This window comes from Nocardia sp. NPDC056541, from assembly GCF_042794235.1.
In the GTDB taxonomy this organism is placed as follows: Bacteria; Actinomycetota; Actinomycetes; order Mycobacteriales; family Mycobacteriaceae; genus Nocardia.
On the sequence record NZ_JBHTUD010000001.1, the window covers coordinates 430283 to 456877 of the forward strand.

Annotated in this window: 25 protein-coding genes and 1 pseudogene; 11 read left to right on the plus strand and 15 right to left on the minus strand. The window is 69.4% G+C overall.

Annotated features, from left to right (window positions below):
* Nucleotides 1–158 precede the first annotated feature (158 nt).
* Nucleotides 159–1001, minus strand: a complete 843-nt coding sequence (locus ACFQ9R_RS01980) for an NAD-dependent protein deacetylase (protein WP_378987985.1) — start codon at nt 999–1001, stop codon at nt 159–161.
* Nucleotides 1002–1134: 133 nt separating this feature from the next.
* Here ACFQ9R_RS01980 and ACFQ9R_RS01985 point away from each other — a divergent pair, with 133 nt between their 5' ends.
* Complete coding sequence (locus tag ACFQ9R_RS01985; RefSeq protein WP_378627515.1) at nt 1135–1590, plus strand: hypothetical protein; 456 nt, start codon at nt 1135–1137, stop codon at nt 1588–1590.
* A gap of 1 nt (nt 1591) precedes the next feature.
* Here ACFQ9R_RS01985 and ACFQ9R_RS01990 read toward each other — a convergent pair whose 3' ends face one another.
* Nucleotides 1592–2410 (minus strand): SGNH/GDSL hydrolase family protein, encoded by an 819-nt coding sequence (locus ACFQ9R_RS01990; RefSeq protein WP_378987988.1) that lies wholly within the window; start codon nt 2408–2410, stop codon nt 1592–1594.
* A 92-nt stretch (nt 2411–2502) separates the two neighbouring features.
* On the opposite strand from ACFQ9R_RS01990, the gene ACFQ9R_RS01995 reads away from it, so the two are divergent.
* The gene (locus ACFQ9R_RS01995) at nt 2503–3078 is read left to right on the plus strand and encodes a TetR/AcrR family transcriptional regulator (protein ID WP_378987991.1); all 576 of its coding nucleotides are present in this window, start codon (nt 2503–2505) and stop codon (nt 3076–3078) included.
* 166 nt (nt 3079–3244) lie between these two features.
* Here the strand turns inward: ACFQ9R_RS01995 and ACFQ9R_RS02000 are convergent, their stop codons facing one another.
* From ACFQ9R_RS02000 to ACFQ9R_RS02025, 6 genes and pseudogenes are all read right to left on the minus strand, one after another.
* Nucleotides 3245–3463, minus strand: a complete 219-nt coding sequence (locus ACFQ9R_RS02000; RefSeq protein ID WP_378988481.1) for a hypothetical protein — start codon at nt 3461–3463, stop codon at nt 3245–3247.
* Between the two features lie 386 nt (nt 3464–3849).
* Nucleotides 3850–4098, minus strand: a pseudogene (locus tag ACFQ9R_RS02005) (acyl-CoA thioesterase domain-containing protein); the annotation flags it as partial.
* A 91-nt stretch (nt 4099–4189) separates the two neighbouring features.
* The gene (gene cobN, locus ACFQ9R_RS02010; RefSeq protein WP_378987994.1) at nt 4190–7852 is read right to left on the minus strand and encodes a cobaltochelatase subunit CobN; all 3663 of its coding nucleotides are present in this window, start codon (nt 7850–7852) and stop codon (nt 4190–4192) included.
* A gap of 272 nt (nt 7853–8124) precedes the next feature.
* Nucleotides 8125–8607, minus strand: a complete 483-nt coding sequence (locus ACFQ9R_RS02015; RefSeq protein ID WP_378987997.1) for a hypothetical protein — start codon at nt 8605–8607, stop codon at nt 8125–8127.
* On the minus strand, nt 8604–9983 hold the full coding sequence (locus ACFQ9R_RS02020) for a MerR family transcriptional regulator (RefSeq protein ID WP_378988000.1): 1380 nt from the start codon (nt 9981–9983) through the stop codon (nt 8604–8606). Before ACFQ9R_RS02020 ends, ACFQ9R_RS02015 begins: the two co-directional genes overlap by 4 nt.
* A 33-nt stretch (nt 9984–10016) precedes the next feature.
* Nucleotides 10017–10691 carry a hypothetical protein gene (locus ACFQ9R_RS02025; protein WP_378988003.1) on the minus strand — a complete coding sequence of 225 codons (675 nt, stop codon included), beginning with the start codon at nt 10689–10691 and terminating at the stop codon, nt 10017–10019.
* A 204-nt stretch (nt 10692–10895) separates the two neighbouring features.
* On the opposite strand from ACFQ9R_RS02025, the gene cobG reads away from it, so the two are divergent.
* Complete coding sequence (cobG, locus tag ACFQ9R_RS02030) at nt 10896–12185, plus strand: precorrin-3B synthase (RefSeq protein WP_378988006.1); 1290 nt, start codon at nt 10896–10898, stop codon at nt 12183–12185.
* Between the two features lie 80 nt (nt 12186–12265).
* Nucleotides 12266–13357, plus strand: coding sequence for an RNA ligase (ATP) (locus tag ACFQ9R_RS02035; protein ID WP_378988009.1), 1092 nt, complete (start codon nt 12266–12268; stop codon nt 13355–13357).
* Between the two features lie 97 nt (nt 13358–13454).
* Here ACFQ9R_RS02035 and ACFQ9R_RS02040 read toward each other — a convergent pair whose 3' ends face one another.
* Together ACFQ9R_RS02040 and ddaH are read right to left on the minus strand one after the other, a co-directional pair.
* A complete protein-coding gene (locus ACFQ9R_RS02040; RefSeq protein WP_378988011.1) occupies nt 13455–14663 on the minus strand; it encodes a low temperature requirement protein A in 1209 nt (402 codons plus the stop codon).
* 35 nt (nt 14664–14698) lie between these two features.
* The gene (gene ddaH / locus ACFQ9R_RS02045; RefSeq protein WP_378988013.1) at nt 14699–15562 is read right to left on the minus strand and encodes a dimethylargininase; all 864 of its coding nucleotides are present in this window, start codon (nt 15560–15562) and stop codon (nt 14699–14701) included.
* Nucleotides 15563–15691: 129 nt separating this feature from the next.
* Between ddaH and ACFQ9R_RS02050 the strand changes: the two genes are divergently transcribed.
* The 5 genes from ACFQ9R_RS02050 to ACFQ9R_RS02070 all read left to right on the plus strand — a co-directional run bounded on the left by ACFQ9R_RS02050 (nt 15692) and on the right by ACFQ9R_RS02070 (nt 19893).
* Complete coding sequence (locus tag ACFQ9R_RS02050) at nt 15692–16129, plus strand: Lrp/AsnC family transcriptional regulator (protein ID WP_378988015.1); 438 nt, start codon at nt 15692–15694, stop codon at nt 16127–16129.
* A 43-nt stretch (nt 16130–16172) separates the two neighbouring features.
* A complete protein-coding gene (locus tag ACFQ9R_RS02055) occupies nt 16173–16808 on the plus strand; it encodes a precorrin-8X methylmutase (RefSeq protein WP_378988017.1) in 636 nt (211 codons plus the stop codon).
* Nucleotides 16809–16813: 5 nt separating this feature from the next.
* On the plus strand, nt 16814–18412 hold the full coding sequence (gene cobJ / locus ACFQ9R_RS02060) for a precorrin-3B C(17)-methyltransferase (RefSeq protein WP_378988468.1): 1599 nt from the start codon (nt 16814–16816) through the stop codon (nt 18410–18412).
* A gap of 277 nt (nt 18413–18689) precedes the next feature.
* On the plus strand, nt 18690–19193 hold the full coding sequence (locus tag ACFQ9R_RS02065) for a ubiquitin-like domain-containing protein (RefSeq protein WP_378988019.1): 504 nt from the start codon (nt 18690–18692) through the stop codon (nt 19191–19193).
* A 157-nt stretch (nt 19194–19350) separates the two neighbouring features.
* Nucleotides 19351–19893: a PadR family transcriptional regulator gene (locus tag ACFQ9R_RS02070; RefSeq protein ID WP_378988022.1), complete on the plus strand. Its 543-nt coding sequence runs from the start codon at nt 19351–19353 to the stop codon at nt 19891–19893.
* A 24-nt stretch (nt 19894–19917) separates the two neighbouring features.
* Here the strand turns inward: ACFQ9R_RS02070 and ACFQ9R_RS02075 are convergent, their stop codons facing one another.
* From ACFQ9R_RS02075 to ACFQ9R_RS02085, 3 genes are all read right to left on the minus strand, one after another.
* On the minus strand, nt 19918–20670 hold the full coding sequence (locus ACFQ9R_RS02075) for a cobalt-precorrin-6A reductase (RefSeq protein WP_378988470.1): 753 nt from the start codon (nt 20668–20670) through the stop codon (nt 19918–19920).
* A gap of 220 nt (nt 20671–20890) precedes the next feature.
* Nucleotides 20891–22159 carry a precorrin-6y C5,15-methyltransferase (decarboxylating) subunit CbiE gene (gene cbiE, locus ACFQ9R_RS02080; RefSeq protein ID WP_378988024.1) on the minus strand — a complete coding sequence of 423 codons (1269 nt, stop codon included), beginning with the start codon at nt 22157–22159 and terminating at the stop codon, nt 20891–20893.
* The gene (locus tag ACFQ9R_RS02085) at nt 22156–22908 is read right to left on the minus strand and encodes an SDR family NAD(P)-dependent oxidoreductase (protein ID WP_378988026.1); all 753 of its coding nucleotides are present in this window, start codon (nt 22906–22908) and stop codon (nt 22156–22158) included. Before ACFQ9R_RS02085 ends, cbiE begins: the two co-directional genes overlap by 4 nt.
* Before the next feature lie 110 nt (nt 22909–23018).
* Between ACFQ9R_RS02085 and ACFQ9R_RS02090 the strand changes: the two genes are divergently transcribed.
* Nucleotides 23019–23417 (plus strand): TIGR03618 family F420-dependent PPOX class oxidoreductase, encoded by a 399-nt coding sequence (locus tag ACFQ9R_RS02090; protein WP_378988029.1) that lies wholly within the window; start codon nt 23019–23021, stop codon nt 23415–23417.
* 56 nt (nt 23418–23473) lie between these two features.
* Here ACFQ9R_RS02090 and ACFQ9R_RS02095 read toward each other — a convergent pair whose 3' ends face one another.
* Nucleotides 23474–24601 (minus strand): M24 family metallopeptidase, encoded by a 1128-nt coding sequence (locus tag ACFQ9R_RS02095; protein WP_378988032.1) that lies wholly within the window; start codon nt 24599–24601, stop codon nt 23474–23476.
* Nucleotides 24602–24698: 97 nt separating this feature from the next.
* Between ACFQ9R_RS02095 and ACFQ9R_RS02100 the strand changes: the two genes are divergently transcribed.
* Nucleotides 24699–25673: a 5'-3' exonuclease H3TH domain-containing protein gene (locus tag ACFQ9R_RS02100; RefSeq protein WP_378988034.1), complete on the plus strand. Its 975-nt coding sequence runs from the start codon at nt 24699–24701 to the stop codon at nt 25671–25673.
* 114 nt (nt 25674–25787) lie between these two features.
* Here ACFQ9R_RS02100 and ACFQ9R_RS02105 read toward each other — a convergent pair whose 3' ends face one another.
* Nucleotides 25788–26510, minus strand: a complete 723-nt coding sequence (locus ACFQ9R_RS02105) for a DUF4333 domain-containing protein (protein WP_378988037.1) — start codon at nt 26508–26510, stop codon at nt 25788–25790.
* Nucleotides 26511–26595 lie beyond the last annotated feature (85 nt).

The window sequence follows — 26595 nt, forward strand, 5'->3', positions numbered from 1 at the left end:
GGAAAACATTGCGCCGCGGGTGGAACTCTTCATGCACTGGTGCGCAGAGCTTACCCACGTCGGATTCGCCGCCTTCACCGAGGGATCAAGTTACCGTTCGTTTCACCCGGAAACGATAGGCCGCGGGGCTGTGAACTGTCAGTTCGGCGCGCGGGAATTCAGCGGCCGAGTTCGGCCAGCGCGCACAGAGTTTCCGAGCAGCCCGCGTCGATCCGGAGGGTGGCGAGGTCGTCGCCGCGGGTACGTCCACGATTCACGATCACCACTGGCACACCGTTTTTCGCGGCTCTGCGCACGAATCGCAGGCCCGACATCACCGTTAACGAGGAACCGGCCACCAGGATCGCCTGTGCTCGTTCGACCAGGCCGAAAGCGGCTGCCACCCGGTCCGGCGGCACATTCTCACCGAAATACACGATGTCGGGTTTGAGCATTCCGCCGCACGCCAGGCAATCGACCATCCGGAATCGGTCGGTATCGGTCACCACGGCATCGGCGTCGGGTGCCACTTCGATACCGGTGGCGCCCGCCGAAACATTGTCCGCGAAACCGGGATTGGCCGCTTCGAGATGTTGCGCGAGGGTCATTCGGGATATCAGATTCTCGCACCGCAGACAACGCACTCGCGCATACGTTCCGTGCAGATCGATCACCTGACGCGCCCCCGCCTTCATATGCAGCAGGTCCACGTTCTGGGTGATCACTCCCGATACCGCACCCGCCCGCTCCAGCTGGGCGACAGCGCGATGACCGGGGTTGGGCCGGGCAGCGTCCATCCGCCGCCAGCCGATGTGGTTACGCGCCCAATACCGCTGCCGGAACACCGGGTCACCGACGAACTGCTGATAGGTCATCGGCGTGCGCGGCGGCGAGCCGGGACCGCGGTAATCGGGAATCCCGCTGTCGGTGCTCAGCCCGGCGCCGGAGATCACCACGGTGCGGCGCCCGCGCAGCAGCTCGGCCGCGCGCGCCACCGCGTCGGTGGTGTCGTGGTCCACCATGGGTTCCACTCTACGAGCGGGGCGGCGGCGCGTCGTGCGCGGGACGAACACGCCGGGGCCGAGTTGCGTGCGGTGGCCGCGCGGCGACATGATGTTTCATCCGCCCGGCATCGACCGCTGCAGAGGAAAACCTATGTCCGACACCGATGAGCACGGCCGCACCGCGCTCAATGCCGCGGTCGACGGGACCATCGTCGCCGTCCGCCGGATGTTCTATGTCCTGGGCGACGAGATCGACCGCACCGAGGGCCCGATCGAATTCACCTTCCACAACGGTTCGACCCTGCTCTTCGACGCCGGCGTCGACGGTGCGGAACTGCGCATCGGCGGCGCACCGTGGCGCGACCCGTTCGAGCCGCTGGTCGACCCGGTGAACATCGAATACGTCGCCAACTCCGGCAAGTACACCGCCTTCGACGTCACCGACGAGTCACCCTACGACGAGCTCGCGGGCCGCCGCGTCGACGCGGTCTCGGTCGTACCACTGGCCGACGGCCGCCCCCGCGCGGCGACCCTCTACCTGGGCACCGGCATGGTGAAGGCCGAGTCGATCGCCGACGAACTCATCGTGACCCTGATCTCCGCGTAGCTCACGACGCGGCTGCCAGCCATCTGCCGACCAGCTCGGTGACAATGGCCCCACCCTGGTCACTGAGGTGGATGTGGTCCACCAAGAGTTCGAGATGATGACTGTGGGCGACGTCGTCCCACGTTCGGCCGAGTAGGTAGTGCTTCGCCGCGGCGCGGAAGGCGAGCGAAAAGCCGAAATCGAATGTCGTTGTAGCACTGGCAGATCGGCGTAAGCGGTCCGCGAACTGCTCGTTGACGGGAAGATAGCCGATACCGGCCGTGGTCGCGACGTTCTCGATCGCGGCATTGAAGTCGGCGAGACGGTGATTGATCGGGGCATCGAGATCCTCCCCCAGGGGCGGCAACGAGAGCAGTGCGATCCGCGCGGACGTCCGGGATCCGATGCGACCCACAAGTGCGCCGAGATCGGCGCGATACCGATCGACAGACACGTCGGCGCGCACGTCGTTGGTGCCCACCAGCAGAACGACGGCGTCCGGACGGCAGCGCACCACATCGGTGTCGACCCGGCCGAGTAGATCGGCGGCGGTATTGCCGTTCACCCCGGCGTTGACGAACGTGTAGCCGGCGAATTCGGGCCGATCGCGCAGCGCGCCGACCCAATTCGCGCCGAGCGTGCCCTGGGTCATGCTCGCTCCCGCCGCGACCACCACCGGCCCTGAGCCGGACGGCCTTCCCCCATCACAGGCCAGGGACGGCGAGTTCTCTGCCGACCGCAGAAACGTGAGGTAGACAACGGCGCCGACCGCGCCCAGCACGCCGACCAAGACCATGACCGCGGCAACGGCAATCGGCTTCTTCGGAATCTTTCGCGACACGATCGCGTACCTCCAGGTCGAACAGGGTTAGTGATTACTAACCACAGTGTGGGCTAGTATTCACTAACTGTCCAGTGCCGGAAGGATCACGGGTGAGCACACGGGATCGGATCCTCGACGCCGCGGCCGAGATTCTGCGGACGCGCGGTGTCGCGCAGGCGACCACCAAGGAGATCGCGCACGCGAGCGGCGTCTCGGAACCCACGCTGTACAAGTACTTCGGGGACAAAGAGCGCCTGCTATTGGCCGTCCTCCAGGAACGAGTGCCCGGGCCGTCACGCGTGACCATCGCCGCAGGCGCGGGAACGGTCGAAGGCAATCTCACCGAACTCGCCGCCGCGACGCTCACGTTCTACCAGCGATCCATTCCGATGCTGGGCGCACTGTTGGCCGACCCGCAGCGCATGGCAGCGCATCGCGACGCGATGAGCCGCCATGGTGCGGGGCCCGATCGGGCGGTCGAGTCGATCGCCGGATATCTGCGGGCCGAACAGGAACTGGGCCGGATCGCCGCGACGGCCGATCCCCACACCGCTGCGGCACTGTTGAACGGCGCCTGCTTCCACGAGGCGTTCTTGCGCTACTACGCCACCGGCCCCGATGCCGAGCCCGCACCACGTCCGTATGCCGAGGCGCTTGTCCGGTCGGTGTCCACGTCACTGCGGTGACACCCGCCCTCCGCCCACGTTCGCGGCACCGAAAGCGTGAGGCTCGGCTCAGCGGGGCATTGACGGTTGGCCGCGGCGCTGTCGCCGGTTCCCGTCGCCCGGTCGATCACGCAGGGCTACCTGCTCGCCACCACGACGACCGGCACGATCCTGTACGCGACGGCGTTCACCGGACTTGCGGCTGCCCGAGCGCGTCCGCCGCGAACGACTCCGACAGCTCGTCGATGACATCGCCGCGGATCTGCCTGCGTTCGTTGGCCAGCGCGGTCGTCGTGCAGATGCCGAACGCGCCGCGCTCGTCGTAGAGCACCGCCGCGCCCGCCGCGATCCCGTCGTCGCTGAGGTGGCTCTCCGCCTCGAGGCCCATTTCGTCACCGACGGGCATGCGCGAGAACGTGATAGATACATCGGTGTTGATAAAACCGATGCCCTCGGTGCCCCGTTGGTGACCAGACTGGTCTGCTCGCCGGTCATCGCCGCGTAGCAGAACGGCGACGACGGCTCCCCCGCGACGACCGGAATATTGCGCACCCACTTGCGTTTGCGGGCGTCGTTCTGATGTTCGGTCATATTCATCGACCACCCCTGCCCGTCACTGCCGAACAGGTGCATCGTCTGGTCGATGGTGGCCAGCGCACTCGGAGGCGGCAGCGGCCGATCCCGGTCCGGGCGCCACACCTCGCCTGGCGGCTGGGTCGAACGCTTCAGCAGGAGCGCGCTGCCACGGGCGACGATCTCGCCGTCGGCACGCACGACGATGCTCACCGAGCGGACCCGGTTGCCGTCGCGGACCAGTTCGCTGGCGATGGTCAGCGGCACGGCGGGCACCGGACGGTGCAGGTCGACGGTCAGTCGCGCCGGGGCGAACCCGCCGGTGCAGTACCCCGCCTCCACCTCGCGCGCCATCAACCCGCACACCGGCGGCCCGGACAGCGTGCTGGGCGCCCACAGGCTCAGCGAGTACCGCATCGGCGTGTAGACGCCGTCCGCGTGCGTGAAATAGCCAGGGGAGCTACTCATCGTGCCCCTTTCCTCCGCGGGCGCCGGGCGGGATCGCCACGGCGCACCATGCCTCACACTAGAACGTGTTGCAGTTTTGCGGCAAGTGCGGTCACTCCAGCTCACCCTCGGTTTCCAGGTAGACCTGCCGCAGTTTGTCCAGGGTCTCCTGCTCGGGGTGCTCCCACAGCTTGCGCTCGGCGGCCTCCAGGAGCCGTTCGGTGATACCGTGCAGGGCCCACGGGTTGGACTGCTCCATGAACTTGCGGTTCACGTCGTCGAACACATAACTCTCGGAGAGCTTCTCGTACATCCAGTCGGCGACGACGTTGGTGGTGGCGTCGTAGCCGAACAGGTAGTCGACGGTGGCCGCCATTTCGAAGGCGCCCTTGTACCCGTGCCTGCGCATCGCCTCGAGCCAGCGCGGGTTCACCACGCGGGCACGGAACACGCGAGCGGTCTCCTCCGAGAGCGTGCGGGTGCGCACGGCATCGGGGCGGGTCGAGTCGCCGATGTAAGCCTCGGGATTCTTGCCGGTCAGCGCGCGCACGGTCGCGACCATGCCGCCGTGGTACTGGAAGTAGTCGTCGGAGTCGGCGATGTCGTGTTCGCGGGTGTCGGTGTTCTTGGCGGCGACCGCGATGCGCTTGTAGGCGGTGCGCATGTCGTCGGCGGCGGGGGCGCCGTCGAGGTCGCGGCCGTAGGCGTAACCACCCCAGGTGGTGTAGACCTGCGCGAGGTCGTCGTCGGTGCGCCAGCTCTTGGAATCGATGAGCTGGAGCAGGCCCGCGCCGTAGGTGCCGGGCTTGGACCCGAAGATGCGCGTGGTGGCGCGCCGGGTGTCACCGTGCTCGGCGAGGTCCGATTGCGCGTGTGCGCGAATGTAATTCGACTCGGCGGGCTCGTCGAGATCGGCGACGAGGCGGACCGCGTCGTCGAGCAGCGCCAGCACGTGCGGGAAGGCGTCGCGGAAGAACCCGGAGATGCGAACCGTGACGTCGACGCGCGGGCGCCCGAGTTCTTCGAGTTCGATCACCGCGAGCGAGGTGACGCGGCGGCTCGCCTCGTCCCACACCGGCCGGACACCGAGCAGCGCGAACACTTCGGCGATGTCGTCGCCGGAGGTGCGCATGGCCGAGGTGCCCCACACCGACAACCCGACCGACTTCGGGTACTCGCCGTGGTCGGCAAGGTAGCGGGCCAGCAGCGATTCCGCCATCGCCTGACCGGTTTCCCAGGCCAACCGCGACGGGACAGCCTTGGGGTCGACCGAATAGAAGTTGCGACCGGTCGGCAGCACGTTGATCAGACCACGCAGCGGGGAACCGCTGGGGCCCGCCGGAACGAACCCGCCGTTGAGCGCATGCAGCACACGCGGGATCTCGATGCTGGTCTCACGCAGGCGCGGCACGACCTCGGTGGCGGCGAACCGCAAGATGGTGGCGACCTGGTCCAGCCGCTCGGCGTCGGCGACCACCACGGCGAGGTTCGTGCTCGACGCTGCGGCGCGGTGCCCGTCCAGGATCGCGGTCTCGAAGTCCGCGACCAGCTGCTCAACCGCGTCGACCGACCAGTCCGTCGCCTGCAACGCACCGAGCAGTTCGCGAGCACGGGCCTCGACCACATCCACGCGAACGCGGGCCTCGTCGCCGGATTCACTGAGCCCCAGCGCCTCTCGCAGGCCCGGCACATTCTGCTCGCCGCCCCACAGCTGACGGGCACGCAGCATGGCCAGCACCAGGTCGAGTTCCATCTCCCCCTCGGGAGCCTCGCTCAGGATGTGCAGGCCGTCGCGGATCTGGACGTCCTTGATCTCGCACAGCCAGCCGTCGACGTGCAGCAGCATGTCGTCGAAGACGTCCTCTTCGGGGCGTTCGGCGAGGCCGAGGTCGTGGTCCATCTTCGCCGCGCGCATCAGCGTCCAGATCTGCTGACGGATGGCGGGCAGTTTGGCCGGATCCAGGGCGGAGATGTTGGCGTGCTCGTCGAGCAGCTGCTCCAGACGGGAGATGTCGCCATAGGTTTCGGCGCGCGCCATCGGCGGGATCAGATGGTCGACGAGGGTGGCGTGCGCACGACGCTTGGCCTGGGTGCCCTCGCCGGGGTCGTTGACCAGGAACGGGTAGATCAGCGGCAGATCACCCAGCGCCGCGTCGGTACCGCAGGAGGCGGACATGCCGAGGGTCTTGCCGGGCAGCCACTCCAGGTTGCCGTGCTTGCCCAGGTGCACCATCGCGTCGGCGCCGAAACCGTCGGGCGCGGACAGCCAGCGGTAGGCGGCGAGATAGTGGTGACTCGGCGCCAGATCGGGATCGTGGTAGATCGCGACGGGGTTCTCCCCGAACCCGCGAGGCGGCTGCACCATCAGCACCACATTGCCGAAACGCAGTGCGGCGATGACGATCTCGCCCTGGGGATCGGCCGACCGGTCGACGTAGAGTTCGCCGGGCGGCGGCCCCCACGCCTCGACGACGGCCTCGCGCAGGTCCTCGGGCAGCGACTCGAACCAGCGGGTGTAGGTGGCGGCGCCGATGCGAATCGGGTTGCCCTCCAGTTGTTCCGCGCTCAACCACTCCGGGTCCTGACCACCCGCGGCGATCAGGGCGTGGATCAGCGCGTCACCGTCCCGTTCCACCAGGCCGGGGATCTCGTCGATATCGCCGAGATCATAACCGGCGGAACGCAGTTCGGTGAGCAGGCGGATCGCGCTGGCCGGGGTGTCGAGACCGACGGCATTGCCGATGCGGGCGTGCTTGGTCGGATACGCCGAGAGCATGATCGCGATCCGCTTGTCCGCGGCCGGGATGTGACGCAGGCGGGCGTGCCGTACGGCGATCCCCGCCACGCGGGCACACCGTTCGGCGTCGGGAACATAGGCGGACAGACCATCGGCGTCGAACTCCTTGAAGGAGAACGGCACCGTGATGATGCGGCCGTCGAATTCGGGCACCGCGACCTGGGTCGCGACATCGAGCGGCGACAGGCCGTCGTCGTTGGCTTCCCATTGCGCGCGCCCGCTGGTCAGGCACAGGCCCTGCAGGATCGGCACGTCCAGCGCGGCGAGCGCGGCCACATCCCAGGCTTCGTCGTCACCGCCGGCCGAGGCGGTCGCGGGCTTGCTGCCACCCGCCGCGAGGACGGTCACCACGAGGGCGTCGGCGCGACCGAGCAGAGTGAGGAGTTCGGATTCGGCGGTGCGCAGCGAGGCCGCGTAGACCGGGAGCGGGCGAGCGCCCTTGGCCTCGATCGCCTTGCACAGCGCCTCGATGTAGGCGGTGTTGCCCGCGAGATGCTGGGCGCGGTAGTAGACCACGGCGACCGTCGGGGCGTGCGGTTCGAGGATCCGCGAGGACCGGTCGAGCTCGCCCCAGGTGGGCAGCTGCGCGGGCGGTTCGAAACCGTGCCCGGTCAGCAACACCGTGTCGGACAGGAAGTTGTGCAGCTGCAGCAGGTTCTCGGCGCCGCCCGCGGCGAGGTAGTTGTGCGCGTCGGCCGCGACACCGACCGGCACCGTCGAGCATTCCATCAGCTCGGCGTCGGGTGCGATCTCGCCACCCAGCGCCACCATCGGCACGCCGCTCGCCCGGATCGCGTCGAGGCCCTCTTCCCAGGCGCGCTTGCCACCGAGGATTCGCACGATCACCAGATCAGCGCCGTCGAGCAGTTCCGGCAGATCCTCCACGAGCAGCCGCGCGGGATTGCCCCAGCGGTACTCGGCGCCGCTCGCGCGGGCGCTCAGCAGGTCGGTGTCGGAGGTGGACAGCAGCAGGATCACAGGGTGAGACCTTCCTCGGGTTACGCGCCCATCGGGGTATGCGGTGCTCGCCGGGGAGGGTCTGGCTGTTCACAGTGGCGCGACCGCACCGGATTTCCACCGGTTTCCTCGACGCCCGCCGAGCAAGACGATGCTACTGGGCCAGTCCCGCCCGCAACTTTCCAGCCCGCTCCCCGCCGCTGGACAATCGATCAGCAGGCGATGGCGCGAGGACTCCGCGCCACTGCCTGATGATCTCGATCCGCGAGGCGGTGCTCAGCCGGTCGCTGTCGTCAATGGGTGGGCCGCCGGGTGGTGTCTTCGGCCGCGATGGACACGGCGAGCTCGGCGACGACGTCGCGGATCAAAGCGCCGTAGTCGTCGTCCGGGAGGATGTCGAGGCGTTCGCGGGCGGCGTCGAGGTGGCGGGTGGCGGCGGGGAACGCGCCGAGGCGGCGGAAGTTGTCGGCGAGATTGAGGTGCAGCGAGGGGTAGAAGCCGGCGACCCGCAGGCCCGCGTGGTGGTCGTTCAGGCGGGTGTCGGTGAGGGCGTCGGCGGCGTCGAGGGCTCGAACGTCCCAGACCAGGGCTTCGGCCGGGTCGTCGTAGACGTCGGCCAGGTAGTGAGCGAGGGTGCAGCGGTGCAGCGGGTCACCGGCGGGGCCTACCTCGGCCCAGACCTCGAGCAGCGTCGTGCGGGCACATTCGGCGTCGCCGGTGCGGAAGTCGGTGACTCCCTGGGTGATTCGGTTCATGATCGGGTCAGCGGTGGTCATCGGGAGGTCTCCTCGGTGGGTTCGGGTCTGCACGGCATGGCCAGGGTCGACAAGTCGCCGTCGTCGGCGGAGCGGATCAGAACAGGCTGGTCGGGGGCGATGAGGTCGAGCATCACGTCGGGTCCGACGGCGGTGGCGACGGCCGGGTAGAGGGTGGTGACGGCGAAATGGATCGTCATTGCAGGGCCGGTGACTGTCGCCTGTGGGATGTGCCGCGCCGCACCCGGTTCCGCGCACGCGGCGGCCTCGGCGCTCGAACTCTCCTGCTCGACCGGACCGCCCGTCGAGGCGGAGCGTGTCGGTGAGGCGTGCGCCGTCCACGGACCGGCGGCCGTCACGGATACGGAACCGGAGTCGGTCGTGTGCAGGACCACCGTGGGCGAGTCGGCGTGTTCCATGGCGTCGAGCAGCGCCGCACGAGTGAGCACGACGCGGGTCCGCACGGGGGCGAGCGCGGCCAGCATCGCTCGGTAGTCGGGGAAGTCGTGGGTCGATCGGCGGCAGCGGCAGCGGGTGCCATCGGGCTGGGCGGCGTGGCGCGTCGCCGGCTCACCGCCTCCGCCCGTGCGGTCTCGGTCGACTGAATCCGTGGTGGCCATGCGGAATTCGATGCTGTCGCGATGGGGTCGGATCGCGACCACGTGCCGGCGACGCAACCAGGACGCGGCCGCACGGAGGTCGTCGGCGTCCACCGTCGCGTTCCAGACCGCGGCACCGGCGCGGGTGGGGCGGACGGTGCGGGTCGCCAGGCGGTAGCGATCCGTCGCGGTGAGGATCAGCTGGTGCCCGTCGGTCTCGAACAGCATCGTGTCGAGTACCGCCAGATCCGGATCGGCGACCGTGGCCGTCGCGACCTGGTCGATCGCCGCCGCCAGCACCGGTCCGCGCACCCACATGTCGTCGCGCGTTCCCGGCAGACCTCGCTCCGACTCCGGGTTTCGCACGAGCGGCGATCGAGCACTGCCTCGATCACCGGTCGGCACCGAGACTTGGTCGCGATGCCCGCTCCCACCGACTCCGGACGCCGATCCGTGGGTGGCCAGGAGGGCGCCGAGGGCGGCCGCGGCAGCGGCGCGGACCTCGCCCTGGTGCCGGTCCAGGTCGGCGAGGTGCGCGTCGAGGAGGACGAGCGCACGGGCGGGATCGGGTTCGGCGAGCAGGGCGGTCACCGCGGGCAGTGGCATGTCCATCGCGCGCAGGTGACGCAGCAGGCGGGCGGGAGCGGACTGTTCCGGGGCGTAGTAGCGGTAGCCGGTAACCCCGTCGACGACGGCGGGGGCCAGGATGCCGGCGTCCGCGTAGAAGCGCAGGGCACTGGCGCTCAGGCCGCAGGCGCGGGCGAAGGCTCCGATGGTGATCAGCTCGGTGTCGGGCACCGGTTCATGATCGGGGTTCGAGTGAGTCGAAGGTCAAGTCGTCGGTCGGCCGGTGCCCGCGGCGACCATCTCCGGGGAACCCGTGCCGAGATTGCGGTACACGTTCGCGACCACCAGCTGACCGAGAGCGTTGTTGCCCACGCCACCGATCACCGCACCGATTCCCGCCGGAATCAGGGTGCCGAACAGCAGCAGTGTGCGTTTGACCAGGTAGTTGACGATGAACCGTTTGGCCGGGGAATCGGGCATGCTCGCCAGACCGGGGATGTGGTCGGTGACGACCGAGAGCCACTGGCCCGTCTTGTGGCCCGCGGTCTCGTCGAGCACCTTGGTGCCCGCGTCGCCGAGCACGACCTTCGACACCAGGTGCGCTTGCCGCGAGTCGTCGGGTTCGAGGCCGTACGCCGCGGCGGCGCCGACGGACAGCACCGACGACGCCTCGAGGAACACGAGGGTGTCCACTCCGGTCGCGGCCAGACCCAGCACCGTGCCCACCCCGGGCACCGCGGCGGTGAGCCCCACTGTGACGCCGCTGGCGGTGACGACCACCAGGTACTGGCGCGAGAGCCGCTGCACGATCTCCACCGGCGCGTCCTGCGGGTGCCTGCGGCCCAGCCAGTCGACGTAGCGGTGCACCACCGGCGCCTGGGCCTGCGCGACCCTGTCGAGCGCGGGAACGACACGCTTGTCCACGAATTCACGCAGCATGCGGCGACTCTCCTGTCAGTACTCGGCCGGCGAAGGATCCGCCACTCACCCTAGCGACTACCCGCGAATCGCCCCGTCACGCGAGAGGGCCCCGTCACATCCGCCGGACCGCGCGGGCGGGCGACCTCGCCGCTGGGCGGAGCGGGCGGCGGCCCCGCACGGTGCGGTACGGGCCGTAGCGGGTGCGTCGTAGGCTTGAGCATCATGACCAGGAGCGCGCCCGATTCTTGCCCAGGGGTTCTGCGGTTGCATCACGCTGCCGACGGGCCGTTGGCGCGGATCCGCGTGCCGGGCGGGCGGTTGACATCGGCGCAGCTGCAGGCATTGGCCGACGCTGCGCGTGACCTGGGCAACGGGAACCTCGAGCTGACCTCGCGGGGAAATATTCAGCTGCGGCAGGTCCGGGACGCCTCCGAACTCGCGCAACGGCTGGGTGCGGCGGGTCTGCTGCCCAGCGAGACCCACGAGCGGGTGCGCAATATCGTGGCCTCACCGCTGTCCGGGCGAGTCGGCGGGTTCGCGGACGTGCACGGGCTCGCGATCGACCTCGACGCCGGATTGCGCGGCGATCCGCAGCTGGCGCAGCTGCCGGGACGCGTGCTGTTCACCCTCGACGACGGACGCGGTGATGTGAGCACGCTGCGCGGTGACATCGGCGTTCAGGCGGTGGGCGCCGACGAGTTCGCGCTGCTGCTGGCGGGCTCCGACACCGGGCTTCGGGTCACCGCGGGCGACGCGGTCGACGTGATGCTCGACGCGGCGCGCGGCTTTCTCGATCTGCGGGGGACCAGCGAGTCGGGGCAGTGGCGGTTGCACGAGATTGCGGGCGGGGTCGAATCGGTGGTCGAGACGCTCGACCGCTCGCCCGTCGGCGAACCGCTCGAACTCGGTGCGACACACGCTGTTCCGATCGGCTGGCTCGATCAGGAGGACGGCCTCGTCACGCTCGGCGCCGGGGTGCCGCTCGGCACGTTGTCGGCCAGGACGACCGAATTCCTCGCCGCTGTCGAACGGCCCGTCTTCGTCACCCCCTGGCGCAGCCTGGTGATCACCGACCTCGACGAGGGACCGGCTGAAACCGTGGTGCGGGTACTGGCGCCGATGGGCCTGATCTTCGATGCGAATTCGCCGTGGTTGCAGGTCAGCGCGTGTGCCGGACGCCCCGGCTGCGCGAAATCGCGCACCGATGTTCGCGCCGACCTGGCCGCCGCCGTCGAATCCGACCGTGTCCTGCCCGAAGCGGCCGGACTCGACGAGCCGACCGAGCACACCGCCACCTCAACCGATCCCGAGAACGGAACCGCGACTGCGGCTTTAGAGCAGCGCAGGCCCACGATGGAACTCGTCGCGGCCGAATCCGTCACCGTCGCGGGCCGCCAGCACTGGTCGGGGTGCGATCGGCGCTGCGGTCGCCCACGCGGTCCCGTGACCGATGTCGTCGCCACCGATCACGGCTATCGCGTCGACACCGACGACGCGACCACCACGCCCTGACCTCACGGCGGCCGAGCGAAACTCGATCGACGGTCGCGGGATCGTTTCGTACCCTTGCCTTCTCACTACGAGGGGTTCCCATGTCCACACTGCGGGTGACAGCCGAGCGGCTCGTCGTCGTACCACATCCGAATGCCGATCGGCTCGAACTGGCCCAGGTAGGGCTGTACCGGGCCGTGGTCGCCAAGGGTCAGTTCACGACGGGTGATCACGCGATCTACATTCCGGAACAGTCGGTGCTGCCCGGCGAGCTGATCGCCGAGCTGGGCCTGACCGGGAAACTCGCGGGCTCGCTGCGTAATCGGGTGAAGGCGGTGCGGCTGCGCGGCGAGGTGTCGCAGGGCATCGTGTGCACCCCGGCCGCGCTGGACGGAGTGGATCTCGCGGCGGCCGCGCTCGCACGGACCGACTTCGCCGAGTCGCTCGGGATCGTGAAATGGGTTCCGCCGGTACCGGTCTCGATGTCGGGTCAGGTCGAGCCGGCGCCGGATCTGCTGCGGTGGGTCGACGTCGAGAACATCAAGCGGTTTCCCGGCATCTTCGCGCCGGGGGAACCGGTGGTGGCGACCGAGAAGATCCACGGCACCGCCTGCCTGATCACCCATGTGCGTGACGGTGACCGAATTCTGGTGTCGTCCAAGGGGGTCGGTGGCCGGTCGCTGTCGCTGACCGAGGCCGACGGCAACCTGTACTGGCGCGCGATCCGCGCCCACGGGCTCGACGAGACCGCTCGCAAACTCGCCGCCGCGCTCGACGCCGACCGCATCGGCCTGTTCGGCGAGGTGTACGGCGCGGGCGTGCAGGACCTGCACTACGGCGCGTCCGCCGCGCACGACGAGTCGCTCGGCTTCGGGCTGTTCGACATCGCGGTGGACACCGGCGCGGCGCCGGTCCGCTGGCTCGACCATCACGAGATCAGCGCCCTGCTCGACGATCTCGGCCTCACCGTCTCGCGCGTGCCGGTCCTCTACGAGGGCGCCTACGACGCGGAGTTGCTCATGGAGCTGGCCGAGGGCACCGAAACCGTCAGCGGCGCGGGAACCAACATCCGCGAGGGCTTGGTGGTGCGACCTGCCACCGAACGCCAGTCCCCGATTCTCGGTGGCCGGGCGATCGGCAAGATCGTCTCCGCCGCGTACGTGCTGCGCGATGGCGGTACCGAGTACGAGTGAACCACCGCGCTACGCGTGCACTGCCCGTCTCCGATCCGATGTCGCATCGATCACGGGAAAGTGCACGCGTAGCACGGCATTCAGCAGATCCAGGTCGCTACACGGGACGCGCTGAGCGCATTGTCTCCGAGACCACCGCCGCGGCGAGGGTGCCCATCACGCCGAGCACCAACCACACCCCGCCGATGTGCGGCGCCGCCCCACCGAGCGCGAGCGCGACCACCAGGCACGGCACCGGCCACCGCAGCAACCACCGTGCCCCGGCGCTGCGCACCCCACCGAGGCCGCACACCAGGAAGAAGGCGGCGGCACCACCACCGAGCACCCAGCCGAGCCCGGCGGGCAGATGACCCGACGGGTGCGCCGCGACCAGACCCAGCCCCGCGGCGACGGTCGCGATCGCACCACTGATCGCGCAGTGAACCGCCATCACCCGCTGATAGGGCATACCGACAGCGCCCGGCGACTGCCCCATCAGGCGCGGCACGAACCCGTAGCGCAAGGTCAGCGCCCACATCGCGATCAGGCACAGGAACGATCCCGCCCCGATGACGCACACCGCGACGGTCCACTCCTCCGCCGACACCGCCGCGATCACCGAGATCACCCCTTCACCCAGCACGATGATCAGATACTGGCCGAGCCGTTCCCCCAGGTGCGGCGCATCGGCGTGCAGCGCTTGCAGTTTCGGTGGCGTCGTCTCGCGCGAGCGTCGACCCGACCCGCCGCGTGGCGGCCCTCCGTCGCCGCGGCGCAACCGGGCCCGCACCCGCCGTTCGGCATCGACCATCAGCCGTTCCGAGTCGATGGCGAACATGATCCACAGGTCGATCGCGAGCCCCACCGCCCACAGCACGAACTTCCACGGTGCGGGCACCCACAGCGACACCAGCCAGGGCACGGTGCCCGCGCCGATCTGCGCGATCGGCCAGTCCACCACGATCTGGCCACGCTGCCACGCCGACGACGACGCCACCCGCACCAGCACATAGATCGCGGCGAAGACGTTCATGTGCTCGTCGGGGGCACCGTCGACGGCGGCCATCATCACGCACAGACCGAACATGCACCCGAACACCATCGTGGTGCGCGCCTGCTCGCCCGCGACGTTGCTGTACACGGTGACACAGGCCCACACCACCCAGAAGGCCAGATACAGCACCACATACAGCCCGAATTCACCCAGCGAGGGGCCGCGGTGCAACAGGTGGGTGAGCTGGCCGATACCCGCCACGGCGACCAGGTCGAAGAACAGCTCGGTCCAGCTCGCGCGCCGTTCCTCGGTGCTGTGCTCGGGGTGTGCCATCGGCCCAGTATGTGGGCGGTGGCGGTGGGGTCCGGCTAGCCCACGGCCGTGTCGCGGCGGGTGTGCAGCTCGAGCACGCAGCACTTCACGCCGCCGCCGCCCTTGCGCAGTTCGGACAGATCCAGCGCAACGGGGACGAATCCCCGCGCCCGCAGCTGCGCGATGAGACCGGTGGCGCCGGGGTCGAGGAAGACGTGTTCGCCGTCGCTGAGCCCGTTCAAGCCGAAGCAGAGCGCGTCGTTGTCGTCGGCGAGGATCGCGTCGGGGTAGAGGGCGGTCAGCACCTCGCGAGCGGCCGGGCTGAACGCGGCCGGGTAGTAGGCCACGGTGGTGTCATCGAGGACCATCAGCGCGGTGTCGAGGTGATAGAAGCGCGGGTCGACCAGCTCGAGCGACACCACCGGCACGTCGAAGTACCGTTCCACCTCCGCGTGCGCCGACAGCGAACAGCGGAACCCGACACCGGCCAGAATCCGCCGCCCGGCGAACGCGAAATCGCCCTCCCCCTCGTTGGTTTCGGCCGCGGCGGCCAGCTCACGCAGTTCCCGGGCCGCGAACCACCGATGGAAGGCGGGTCCCTCGGCGGCGCGTTCGGGGTGGGCGAACCGGGCCGAGAGCGCGTGTCCACCGATCACGATGCCGCTGTTCGCGGCGAAGACCATATCCGGCAGACCGGGTTCGCCGGGCACCGTTTCCACGGTGTGCCCGTGTGCTTCCAGGGTCGCGCGCAAGATCTCCCACTGGGCGAGCGCGCGGGCCCGGTCGACCGGAGCGGCCGGATCCATCCACGGATTGATCGCGTAGGTGACCTCGAAATGGTCGGGGCGGCACAGCACATAACGGCGCGGGGAGGCGGTCCGCGCGGGTGCTGAGACACGAAGGGGGCTGGCGGCGGTCATCAGGACTCCTGGTGGCAGCGCGGACGGTTTCACCGACCGTAATCGCCGTCCCATTGCGCCCGGAACACCGATTCGTTGTGCATTTCGATGTAAGAATGGGGAATCATTGCGTGCCGACGAAGGAGCGACGTGGACGATATCGATCGGCGCATTCTCGCGGAGCTGCTCGTCCACGCCCGCGCCTCGTTCCAGGAGATCGGTTCGGTGGTCGGGTTGTCCGCGCCCGCGGTGAAGCGGCGGGTGGACAAGATGGTCGCGAGCGGACAGATCACCAGGTTCACCGCGCAGGTCAACCCGGCCGCGCTGGGCTGGAAAACCGAGGCCTACGTCGAGGTCTACTACCGCGACAACATCTCCCCGGCCGAGCTGCGGCGCACCCTCGAACCGATTCCACAGGTCGTCGGAGTGTGGACGATCGCGGGTGAGGCCGACGCGCTCGTGCACGTGATGGCCACCGACATGGCCGAGATCGAGGTGACGGTCGAGCGGATCAGGGAGAACGCGCGCGTCGGGCGCACCCGCAGCTCGCTGGTGATGTCGCGCATTCTCGAACGCCCCCGTACCTGAGCCGCCGGACACCACGTCAGACCCAGGTTCTAGGGTTGTCGCCATGTCCGACGTGCGTGCCAGCTACCTCACCGACGGGGCCGAGATCTATCGGCGCTCGTTCGCGACGATCCGCGCCGAGGCGGATCTCGCCGGTTTTCCCGCCGATGTGGAACGGGTGGCGGTGCGGATGATCCACGGCTGCGGGCAGGTCGACCTGGCCCCCGACATCGCCTTCTCCGCCGGTGTGGTCGCCGCCGCGCGCGCCGCGCTGCACGCAGGAAAGCCGATCATCTGCGATGCCAATATGGTCGCCTCGGGGGTGACCCGCAAGCGACTGCCCGCCGACAACGCGGTGCTGTGCAACCTCACCGACCCGCGCGTGCCCGAACTCGCCGCGCGACTGGGCAATACACGCTCGGTGGCGGCGCTGGAGCTGTTGCGCGACCAGCTCGACGGCGCGGTGGTGGCCATCGGCAACGCACCGACCGCGCTGTTCCACCTGCTCGACATGCTCGACTCCGGTGCGCCGCGACCCGCGGCGATCATCGGCATCCCGGTCGGGTTCATCGGTGCCGCCGAATCCAAGCAGGCGCTGATCGACTTCGGCGGGATCGAGTATCTGACCGTCCGTGGCAGGCGCGGCGGCAGCGCGATCACCGCGTCGGCACTGAATGCGATTGCGAGCGAACAGGAGTGAGTGAGATCAGCATCGGCAAACTGTGGGGTATCGGCCTCGGTCCCGGCGATCCGGAACTGGTGACGGTGAAGGCCGCCCGGCTCATCGCCGAAGCCGATGTGGTCGCGTTCCACAGCGCCAAGCACGGCCGCAGCATCTCCCGCGCCATCGCAGAGCCGTATCTGCGCGCCGGGCAGATCGAGGAGCACCTGGTCTACCCGGTGACCGTGGAGACCACCGACCATCCCGGCGGATACCAGGGCGCGATCGACGAATTCTACGAGCAGGCGGCCGCGCGGCTGGCCACCCATCTGGCCGCGGGGCGTACCGTCGCGTTGCTCGCCGCCGGTGATCCGCTGTTCTACTCCTCCTACATGCACATGCACCGGCGGCTGGCCGATCGATTCGAGGCCGAGATCATCCCCGGCATCACCTCGGTGAGCGCGGCCTCCGCGGCGCTGGGAACTCCGCTGGTGGAGGGTGAGCAAGTGCTGACGGTGCTGCCCGGCACCATGCCCGTCGAGGAGCTGACCGAGCGGCTGCGCGAGACCGACGCCGCCGCGATCATGAAGCTGGGGCGCACGTTTCCCGGAGTACGCCAGGCACTCTCGGATTCCGGCCGGTTGGCCGACGCGTACTACGTCGAACGCGCGAGCAGCACTCGTCAGCGAGTGCTCGCCGCGGCCGACGTCGACGAGGCCGACGTGCCGTACTTCTCGATCACCCTGGTCCCGGGTCCGACGCCGACCACCGTGATCCCCGCGCGCGGCGCTTCCGTCCGTCAGCCCACCGCCGCCGACGACCGCACAGGCACCGCGACTGCGGCGCCTGCCCGTCCGGACATCTCGCCGGATGCATCAGCGGAGGCGCCGGGCGAAGTCGTCGTCGTCGGTCTGGGGCCCGGCGACGCGGACTGGACGACGCCGCAGGTCACTGCCGCGTTGGCGGAGGCGACGGACCTCGTCGGGTACACCACCTACATCAATCGCGTCCCCGAGCGGGCGGGTCAGCGACGGCACGCCAGCGACAACAAGGTCGAATCCGAACGCGCCGCGATGGCACTGGACCTGGCCAAGCGGGGCGCGCGCGTCGCGGTGGTGTCCTCGGGCGATCCCGGCGTTTTCGCGATGGCGGCCGCCGTTCTCGAGGTGTCGGCCGAACCGCAGTTCCAGGATGTCCCGGTGCGGGTGCTGCCCGGCCTGACGGCCGCCAACGCGGTGGCCAGCCGGGTCGGCGCACCGCTCGGGCACGACTACGCGATGATCTCGCTGTCGGATCGGCTCAAGCCGTGGGAGGTCGTCGCACAACGACTTTCGGCGGTCGCGGCGGCCGATATGGCCATCGCGATCTACAACCCGGCCTCGTCGCAGCGCCGCTGGCAGGTCGGCGCCATGCGCGAGGTCCTGCTCGAACACCGCCCGCCGCACACGCCGGTGGTGCTGGGCCGCGATGTCGGCGGGCCCACCGAATCCGTCCGGGTGACCACTCTCGGTGAGCTCGATCCCGACGAGGTCGACATGCGCACCCTGCTGATCATCGGATCATCGACCACCACCATGTTCGACACGCCGGAAGGCACCCGCGTTTTTACTTCGCGTAGGTACGGGTCGGTACCGAGCCGGTAGTCCGCGCCGGACAGTCCACGAACCGCACGGTCGCTACCCCGCGTCACCCGGGCCGAACGGCCGCCGAATCAGCACCGCGGACGACCCCGGCGACCCCGAGACCGACCGAGACTTCCGCGATCCTCGGCAACCCCCGTCGCCCGCGAGGCCCGGCGACACGCCCGTGCGATGGCACACTTGTTCCGCGGGCATGCCCGCATGCACACCAGTCTGACAGCTCGTTTCCTGGTTCGATTCCCCAACGCGTCCCACGAGGACGATGAAAGGATTCACCACGATGAGAGTTCAGCACCACGCACAGAACACGCTCGGTACCCGATTACGGCGCGGTGTGACGGTCGGCCTGATAGCCGCCGCCATGGCGGTTCCGGTCACCGCGGCCGCCCAGGCGCCCGCTCCCCCGGCCCCGCCTGCGCCCTCAGCGCCGGCTGCGCCGGCTCCCGAAGCGCAGACGCAAGCGGACCCCGTCGCACCCGCGGCTCCCGCGGCACCCGCAGCGCCCGGGCTGCCTGCATTGCCCGGCTTGCCCGGAGCGCCTCTCGCCGAGGGTGCCTCCAGCATCACCTTGACGGTCAACGGCTTGGACGGCGAGCCCATCGCGGTCGATATCGACACCACGGCGACCGTCAAGGACCTCAAGGCCCTCATCCAGGAGCAGACCGGCGTTCCGGCGGCCGATCAGCAGCTCATCACCGAGAGCGAGGTCAAGCTCGAGGACGCCAACACTCTGGCGTCCTACGAACTGGCCGACGGTGACATCGTGAACCTCGCGCTGGCCTGAGCCTGACGAGTCGATCACCGCGGCGGTGGTGCTCAGCGCGCGAGCACCACCGCCGCACCCCGGTCCGGCGAACGCGCCGCAACACCGGCACTATTGGTGGACTGCGCACCCAGGCGTAACATTCCACTTAGGAATGTAGTTCGAAGGGAGTTGACCGTTGACCGACACCGCGACTCGACGCCGCCCACTGAACTCCACCGCGGCCTCGCTACTCGGGTTCCTGCACGAGGGCCCGAAGTCGGGCTGGGATCTCGCCACGCAGGCCCAGCAACGCATCGGCGACTTCTGGACCATCACCCAGAGCCAGGTCTATCGCGAACTGTCCACGATGGACGCCGCGGGCCTGGTGACCAAAGGCGAACGCGGCGCCAGAGAGCGCACGCCGTACCGGATCACCGATATCGGGCGCGAGGCCTTCGCCGAGTGGATCGGGCGCGATCCCGGCGCCGAGACCATCCGCGTGCCGCTGCTGCTCACGCTGTCCTTCGGCGAGCACCTGGATCCCGCGCATCGCGATCGGATCATCGCCGCCAACAAGAACATTCATCAAGATCGCCTCGACCGCTACCTCGACGAAGACGAGACCGCCCTGGCTCCCCACCAGCGCGCGACCCTCGAATTCGGCATCGCCTACGAGCGCGCAGTCCTGCACTGGTTCGACCAGCTGCCGACCATCTTCACGCCGCCGAACCCGCGCTGACGGAGTTCGGCCCCGCCGCCCGGTTCAGCGCACCCGGTGCGATGCGGACTCACGCAACCACTCGACCGCGTCGCCGACCTCGGCCACGGTGACGGCGCCCGCGGGCAGCGGTGGCCGGTCGATCATGATCACCGGCAGCCCCGCGGTGCGGGCAGCGAAGATCTTCGCCTCGGTCTGCTCGCCGCCACTGTTCTTCGTGACCAGCACATCGATGCGATGCCGCGACATCAGCACGAGTTCCTCGTCGAACGTGAACGGCCCACGCGCCAGCAACAGTTTGGCGCGCGGCGGCAGCGGGACCTCAGGGGCATCGATGGAGCGGATGACGAAACCGTGGCCCGTGCAGCCGACGAACGCGCCGACGCCCTGGCGGCCGATGGTCAGCAGGACCTGTTCGTCGCGCGCGGTCAGTGCCGCGGCCGCCGCGGCGAGATCGGGCACGCGCGTCCACAGGTCACCGCGCCGCTGCACCCACTCGGGGCGGCGCAGATGCAACGCCGGGATATCCAGCTCGGCCGCGGCGGTGGCGGCGTGCGCGCTCACCTGCGCGGCGAAGGGATGGGTCGCGTCCACGACAGCGTCGATCGCGTTCTCGCGTAGCCAGGTTCGGAGGCCCTCGACACCACCGAACCCACCCACGCGGACCGCACCGACCGGCAGCCGCGGATTGGCGACTCGACCAGCGAGGGAGGACACGATGTCGAGTCCACGCTCACCGGACGCTCTGCGCGCCAACTCCCTGGCTTCGCCGGTGCCACCGAGGATCAAAACTCTCAGGACAGCCCTCCGAAATCATCAGCGCCGGCATCACCATCGAACTTCGAGTACTCCATGTAACTCTCCATCGTGGAAAACGAACCGGGGGGATTACCCGGAACGGCAACGACCCTACCCCCGAGCCGTGGGTTCTACACGTTCGGTCCGAAACTTTTACGGCGCGCGGACCCTGCGGGAACGGATTCACCGTGATCTGCGCGTGATCTGACCGTGATCGGTGCTAAGCGTCCACACTCCGGCGACCAGCGGGTTTTCGGACAATCCACTGAGCGACCGGCAAGTGCGGTCGCCAGGCCGTGAACCCGCCGAGCGGTTCACCCCGATAGATCTGAAATTTGCGCAGGGTTCCGCCGAACCGCGCCGACCAGTCGAGCAGCAGCGCTTCCGATTCCGCGGTGACCGCGTTGGCGACCAGGCGGCCGCCGGGGCGCAACCGCTGCCAGCACTGCTCGAACATGCCGTCCTGGGTGAGACCACCACCGAGAAATACGGCGTCCGGAGCCGAGATATTTTCCTCGGCTAACTCTGAGCGCACCTCACCGCGGATCGTTATTCCCGGCACCCCGAGGGCGGTGATATTGGTCGCGATTTGTTCCCGGCGAGCAGGCAGCCGCTCGAACGTGACGGCGCGGCACAGCGGATGGGTACGGCACCATTCGATGGCGATACTGCCCGACCCGCCGCCGATATCCCACAGCATTTCCCCCGGTGCGGGGGCGAGAGCGGTGACGGTGAGGGCGCGAACCTCGGCTTTGGTGAGCTGGCCGTCACCGGCGAAAGCAGCGTCGGCCAGACCGGGCAATCGGGTGTCGCGCCGCGTATCGGGATCGGCGCGGCAGTCGATGGCGACAATGTTGAGCGGGTGGCCGGGCGGGTGTGACCAGGTAGCCGCGGAGCCGGTGTGGCAGTGTTCGGCAGGGCCGCCGAGTTGCTCGAGAACCGTCAGCGATGAGGCGCCGAATCCCTTGTCGCACAGCATTTCCGCGACTCGGCTCGGCGTCGTCTCGTCTTCGCTGAGGACGAGAATCCGCCGACCTTCGGACAATTCGGGCACGATGGTGGGCAATGGCCGGGCAACCACACTCACCACCGGGGTTTCGGCCAGTGGCCACCCGAGCCGCGCGCACGCCAGCGACGCCGAGGAGGGCTGCGGGAACACCCGCAGCGCCGCCGGGCCGAACCGGCGCGCCAGGGTGACACCGATGCCGTAGAACATCGGATCACCGCTGGCCAGCACGCCGATGCGGCGACCGGCATTGCGCCCGAACAACTCCGGCAGGGCGGGCAGCAGCGGCGTCGGCCACGGCACCCGCTCGATATCGCCGGCCGGGAGCAGCGCCAGTTGACGCGAGGAGCCGAACACCACGTCACAGTCCCCGATTTCCCGGCGGACGTTCTCCCCCAGACCCGCCCAACCGTCGGCCCCGATTCCGGCCACCACGATCGGGTGGCCGGTCCAGTCCGCCGCCGCGTCGCCGGACGCGGTCACCGTGGCATCCGACGCCAGACCGATTGCGGGAGCAGGCGCATCACGAAGAAGGCAATGGCAAGGCGGCCGGGGACCGCGACCCGGGTGGCGCCCTTGCCGAGACTGCGGACCACGGCGTCGGCGACCTGGTCGGGAGTAATGGCCAGGGGCGCGGGTGCCATGCCGGTGGTCATGCGCCCGATCACGAAGCCCGAACGCACCAGCAACAGCTGCACGCCCGTGCCGTGCAGGGCGTCGCCGAGGCCGCTGGCGAAGCCGTCCAGGCCCGCTTTGGCCGAACCGTAGACATAGTTCGCCCGCCGCACGCGCACGCCCGCGATCGAGCTGAAGACGACGATCTGGCCGGATCCCTGCGCACGCATCACGGTCGCCAGGGTCGTGAGGACACTGACCTGGGCGACGAAGTCGGTGTGCACGACCGCCACCGCGTGCGCCGGGTCGTGTTCGGCACGATCCTGATCGCCGAGGACGCCGAAGGCGAGCACCGCTGTCGCGATGCCACCGTGCTCGGCGGCCAGTTTGTCCAGCAGGGGCGCGTGGGTGGCGGTCTCGTCGGCGTCGAATTCCACGGTGTGCACAGCGGTCGCGCCCGCCGCGCGCACCTGCTCGACCTCGGCCGCCAACGCGCCGGCACGGCGAGCGGCCAGGATCACCACCCGTCCGGGTGCCAGCCTGCGCGCCACTTCGAGGCCGATCTCACTGCGCCCGCCCAGGACCAGCACCGGCCCATCGTTCTGCTGCATTCCCATAGCGCCAGTCTGTCATCCGGCCCGTCCGGCCGGTGCCGGCCTGCCTCTGTTGCGTGCACGGCGCGAACCCGCGCAGCGACGCGCCGGTCGGCCCGGCTACCGTTTCCGGCATGCCGACCGCCACCGCACAGCTGTCCCCCGCTGCCCTCGCGTTCGTCACCGAGCGGCATCTGGCCACGCTCACCACGCTGCGCGCCGACGGCACCCCGCACGTGGTCGCCGTGGGCTTCACCTGGGATCCGGAGAGCGGGATCGCTCGCGTGATCACCGACGGCGCGTCGGTGAAGGCACGCAATGCCGGACGAAGCGGCTACGCGGCGGTGAGCCAGGTCGAGGGGCCGCGCTGGCTGACCCTCGAAGGACCGGCGACGGTACTCCACGACAGCGCCGACGTCGCCGAAGCCGTGCGTCGCTACACCGAGCGCTACCGGGTGCCCCGCGAGAACCCGACACGGGTGGTCGTCGCGATCCAGGTGCGCCGGGTGTTGTCGTCGGGCACGTTGAAATAGCCTCCGAAACCCCGCTCAGCGCCCGTGCGGGCGCTTGTCGCTACGGACTCGGCCGCTTACAGCACCGTCAGGCCGTGCGGCCGATTGTTCATCGACTCCACACCGTCGTCTGTGACGACCACGATGTCCTCGATCCGCGCGCCCCATTCGCCGCGGAAGTAGATTCCCGGCTCGATGCTGAACGCCATCCCCGGCTCGAGCACCAGGTCGTTGCCGGCCACGATGTAGGGCTCCTCGTGCACCGACAGGCCGATGCCGTGGCCCGTGCGGTGGATGAAGGCGTCGCCGAGGCCCGCGTCGGCGAGCACGCTGCGGGCGGCGGCGTCGATGGATTCCGCGCTCACCCCCGGCCGCACCGCCGCGACCGCGGCGGCCTGGGCGGCCTCCAGGACCGCTACCTGTTCGACGATCTCCGGGCGCGGGGTGCCGAGAACATAGGTGCGGGTCGAGTCCGAGTAGTAGCCGGGTTCGACGGGGCCACCGATGTCGATGACCACGACATCGCCCTGCTCGATGACGCGATCGGAGACCTCGTGGTGCGGGTCGGCGCCGTGCGGTCCACTGCCCACGATGACGAACGCCGCCTCGGTATGGCCTTCCTCGACGATCGCGGCGGTGATATCGGCGCTCACCTCGGCCTCGGTGCGACCTGCCCGCAGGAACTCGCCCATCCGCGCGTGCACGCGGTCGATGGCCGCGCCCGCCCGGCGCAGCGCGTCGATCTCGGCCTCGTCCTTGATCATTCGCGACTCGCGCAGCACCGGCGTCGCCGAGGCGGGCAGACCGGTGGTCGATTCGGCGAGCGGGATCAGGTGCAGCGCGGGCATGGCATCGGCGACCGCGATGCGGGAACCGGCGTGCAGAATCGAGCGGACCAGCTGGTACGGATCGACGCCGTCGACCCAGTCGAGCACCTGCAGGCCGAGTTCGCCCGCCGCGGAATCGGCGAGCGAGGCCAGCTCGAGTTTCGGGATGATCACCGAGGGCGTGGATCCGTCGGCCGGGATCACCAGGCAGGTGAGCCGCTCGAAGGATTCCGCGGCCGAACCGATCAGGTACCGCAGGTCGGGGCCCGGAGTGATCAGCAGGGCGTCCAGATGCGCCGCGCGCATCAACTCGACCGCCCGCTCCAGCCGCTGACCGTAGACCTTCGCCGCGAACCTGGCATCCGTGTGCGCGCTCATAGGATCCGACGTTACCCGCCCCGCACCGAGGGCAGCCACCGAAGCCCATCGGCACGGCCACGGCCACGGTGTCGGTGGTTCGGGGCACAATCACCGGGTGACCGCTGACGAGAGCACCCGTGGGCCCCTGTTGATCCTCGACGGCGCCAGCCTCTGGTTCCGCGCCTATTACGCGATCCCCGACAAGCTCAGGGGCGCGGACGGCCGCTCGGTGAACGCGCTGCGCGGCTTCACCGACATGGTGGCCTCGCTGGTCACCAAACATCGCCCGAGCAGGCTCGTGGTCGGGCTCGACCTCGACTGGCGGCCCCCGTTCCGGGTGGCCCTGGTGCCCTCCTACAAGGCGCACCGACTCGACGCCAGCACCAGCGCGGCGCCCGGCGCGGAGGAAGTGCCCGACACGCTCACCCCGCAGGTCGAGATGATCCTCGAAGTACTCGAGGCGGCGGGCATCGCCACCGGCGGCGCGGAAGGCCTCGAGGCCGACGATGTGCTCGGCACCCTCGCCAGCCGGGAGCGCACCGACCCGGTTGTCGTCGTGAGCGGCGACCGCGACCTGCTGCAGCTGGTGCGCGACGAGCCCGCCCCACCGGTCCGCGTGCTCTACGTCGGTCGCGGTCTGGCCAAAGCGGAACTGTTCGGCCCTGCGGAACTCTCGGCGAAATACGGTGTGCCCGAACAGAACGCGGGACCGGCCTACGCCGACATGGCGACCCTGCGCGGCGACGCCTCCGACGGCCTGCCCGGTGTGGCGGGCATCGGCGACAAATCCGCCGCCCAGCTGATCACGAGGTTCGGCTCGCTCGACGCGCTCATGGACGCCGTCGCCGCTCCCGATTCCGATATCGCCAAGGGTGTGCGCGCGAAACTCGTTGCCGCACAGGACTATCTGAAGGTCGCCGCTCCGGTCGTGCGGGTGGTCCGCGACGCCGACGTGATCCTGTCGCGTCCGGACGTCCTGCCCACCACCCCCGCGGACCCCGACCGGCTGCTCGCGCTGGCCGCCGAGTACAACGCCGAGAGCCCGATCACCCGCCTGGTCACCGCACTGACCGCGGCACACACCGGCTGATCCGCCGGCGACGAGTTCGCGACGGCGCCACCGCCCATCCGTATCTGCGCCGCCGGAAACGACACCGGGCCGCCCGCGTAGTCGCGGACGGCCCGGAAAACACAGTGCGAGCGCCTAGTTGGGGCGGCCGACCTCGTAGGTGCCGTCTTCCTTGGTGATCTTGACGGTGACCTTCTTCGCCTCGCCACTGACCTTCAGCTCACAGGTGAAGGTCGCGTCGACCTCCACCGCCTGGCCGGAGGGGCAGCTGACATCGGAGACGTCGGCGATGCCGTAGGAGTCCTTCAGCACGCGCGAGACACCGTCCTGCACGGCCGCGTTGTCGAGTTCGTCCGAGGAGAACACGACCAGGATCAGACCGATCACGGCGGCGACCACGAGCACACCCGCGGCGATGAGCCCGATGATCAGGCCCTTGCTCTTACCACCGGAGGACGGCTGCTGGCCCCACTGCTGTTGCGGGGCGGGCTGCTGGCCCCACTGCTGCTGCGGCGCGGGCTGACCCCACTGCTGCTGTGCGTTGGCGGCCTGGTTGTTCCAGTCCTGCGGCGGCGGCTGGGTCTGGCCCCACTGCTGCTGCGGCCCGGTCGGCTGCTGCGGCTGCTGGCCCCATGGCTGCTGCGGCTGCTGGGGCTGTTGTCCCCACTGCTGCTGTGGCTGCTGCGCGTTCGGGTCTTTCCACTGCTGGGTGGGCTGGGCGCCCTGTTGTGGCGGCTGCTGCCCGCCACCCCAGTGCTGGGTGGGACCGGCGCCACCGGCCCCCTGCTGACCCCCCCAGTGCTGGGTGGGATCGTTGTTCCCCTCCCCGGGGTTGTTCGGTCCGTAAGGGCCGCTCATCCACTCGCCTCCACTCGCATCATTAGTCCATACGGTAGCCCCCCGCGCCGGGCCTGCCGCATTCGCACGACATCCGCCTCACGGT

What these genes read in the sequence shown, in the direction of transcription:
- ACFQ9R_RS02095 (WP_378988032.1), bottom strand. Translation starts at nt 24,601, where the DNA reads ATGAGCGCGCACACGGATGCCAGGTTCGCGGCGAAGGTCTACGGTCAG.
- ACFQ9R_RS02040 (WP_378988011.1), bottom strand. Translation starts at nt 14,663, where the DNA reads ATGGCACACCCCGAGCACAGCACCGAGGAACGGCGCGCGAGCTGGACC.
- ACFQ9R_RS02090 (WP_378988029.1), top strand. Translation starts at nt 23,019, where the DNA reads ATGCCGACCGCCACCGCACAGCTGTCCCCCGCTGCCCTCGCGTTCGTC.
- ACFQ9R_RS02015 (WP_378987997.1), bottom strand. Translation starts at nt 8,607, where the DNA reads ATGACCACCGCTGACCCGATCATGAACCGAATCACCCAGGGAGTCACC.
- ACFQ9R_RS02085 (WP_378988026.1), bottom strand. Translation starts at nt 22,908, where the DNA reads ATGGGAATGCAGCAGAACGATGGGCCGGTGCTGGTCCTGGGCGGGCGC.
- ACFQ9R_RS01985 (WP_378627515.1), top strand. Translation starts at nt 1,135, where the DNA reads ATGTCCGACACCGATGAGCACGGCCGCACCGCGCTCAATGCCGCGGTC.
- ACFQ9R_RS01980 (WP_378987985.1), bottom strand. Translation starts at nt 1,001, where the DNA reads ATGGTGGACCACGACACCACCGACGCGGTGGCGCGCGCGGCCGAGCTG.
- cobG (WP_378988006.1), top strand. Translation starts at nt 10,896, where the DNA reads ATGACCAGGAGCGCGCCCGATTCTTGCCCAGGGGTTCTGCGGTTGCAT.
- ACFQ9R_RS02065 (WP_378988019.1), top strand. Translation starts at nt 18,690, where the DNA reads ATGAGAGTTCAGCACCACGCACAGAACACGCTCGGTACCCGATTACGG.
- ACFQ9R_RS02035 (WP_378988009.1), top strand. Translation starts at nt 12,266, where the DNA reads ATGTCCACACTGCGGGTGACAGCCGAGCGGCTCGTCGTCGTACCACAT.
- ACFQ9R_RS02105 (WP_378988037.1), bottom strand. Translation starts at nt 26,510, where the DNA reads ATGAGCGGCCCTTACGGACCGAACAACCCCGGGGAGGGGAACAACGAT.
- ACFQ9R_RS02055 (WP_378988017.1), top strand. Translation starts at nt 16,173, where the DNA reads ATGTCCGACGTGCGTGCCAGCTACCTCACCGACGGGGCCGAGATCTAT.
- ACFQ9R_RS02000 (WP_378988481.1), bottom strand. Translation starts at nt 3,463, where the DNA reads ATGCCCGTCGGTGACGAAATGGGCCTCGAGGCGGAGAGCCACCTCAGC.
- ddaH (WP_378988013.1), bottom strand. Translation starts at nt 15,562, where the DNA reads ATGACCGCCGCCAGCCCCCTTCGTGTCTCAGCACCCGCGCGGACCGCC.
- ACFQ9R_RS02025 (WP_378988003.1), bottom strand. Translation starts at nt 10,691, where the DNA reads ATGCTGCGTGAATTCGTGGACAAGCGTGTCGTTCCCGCGCTCGACAGG.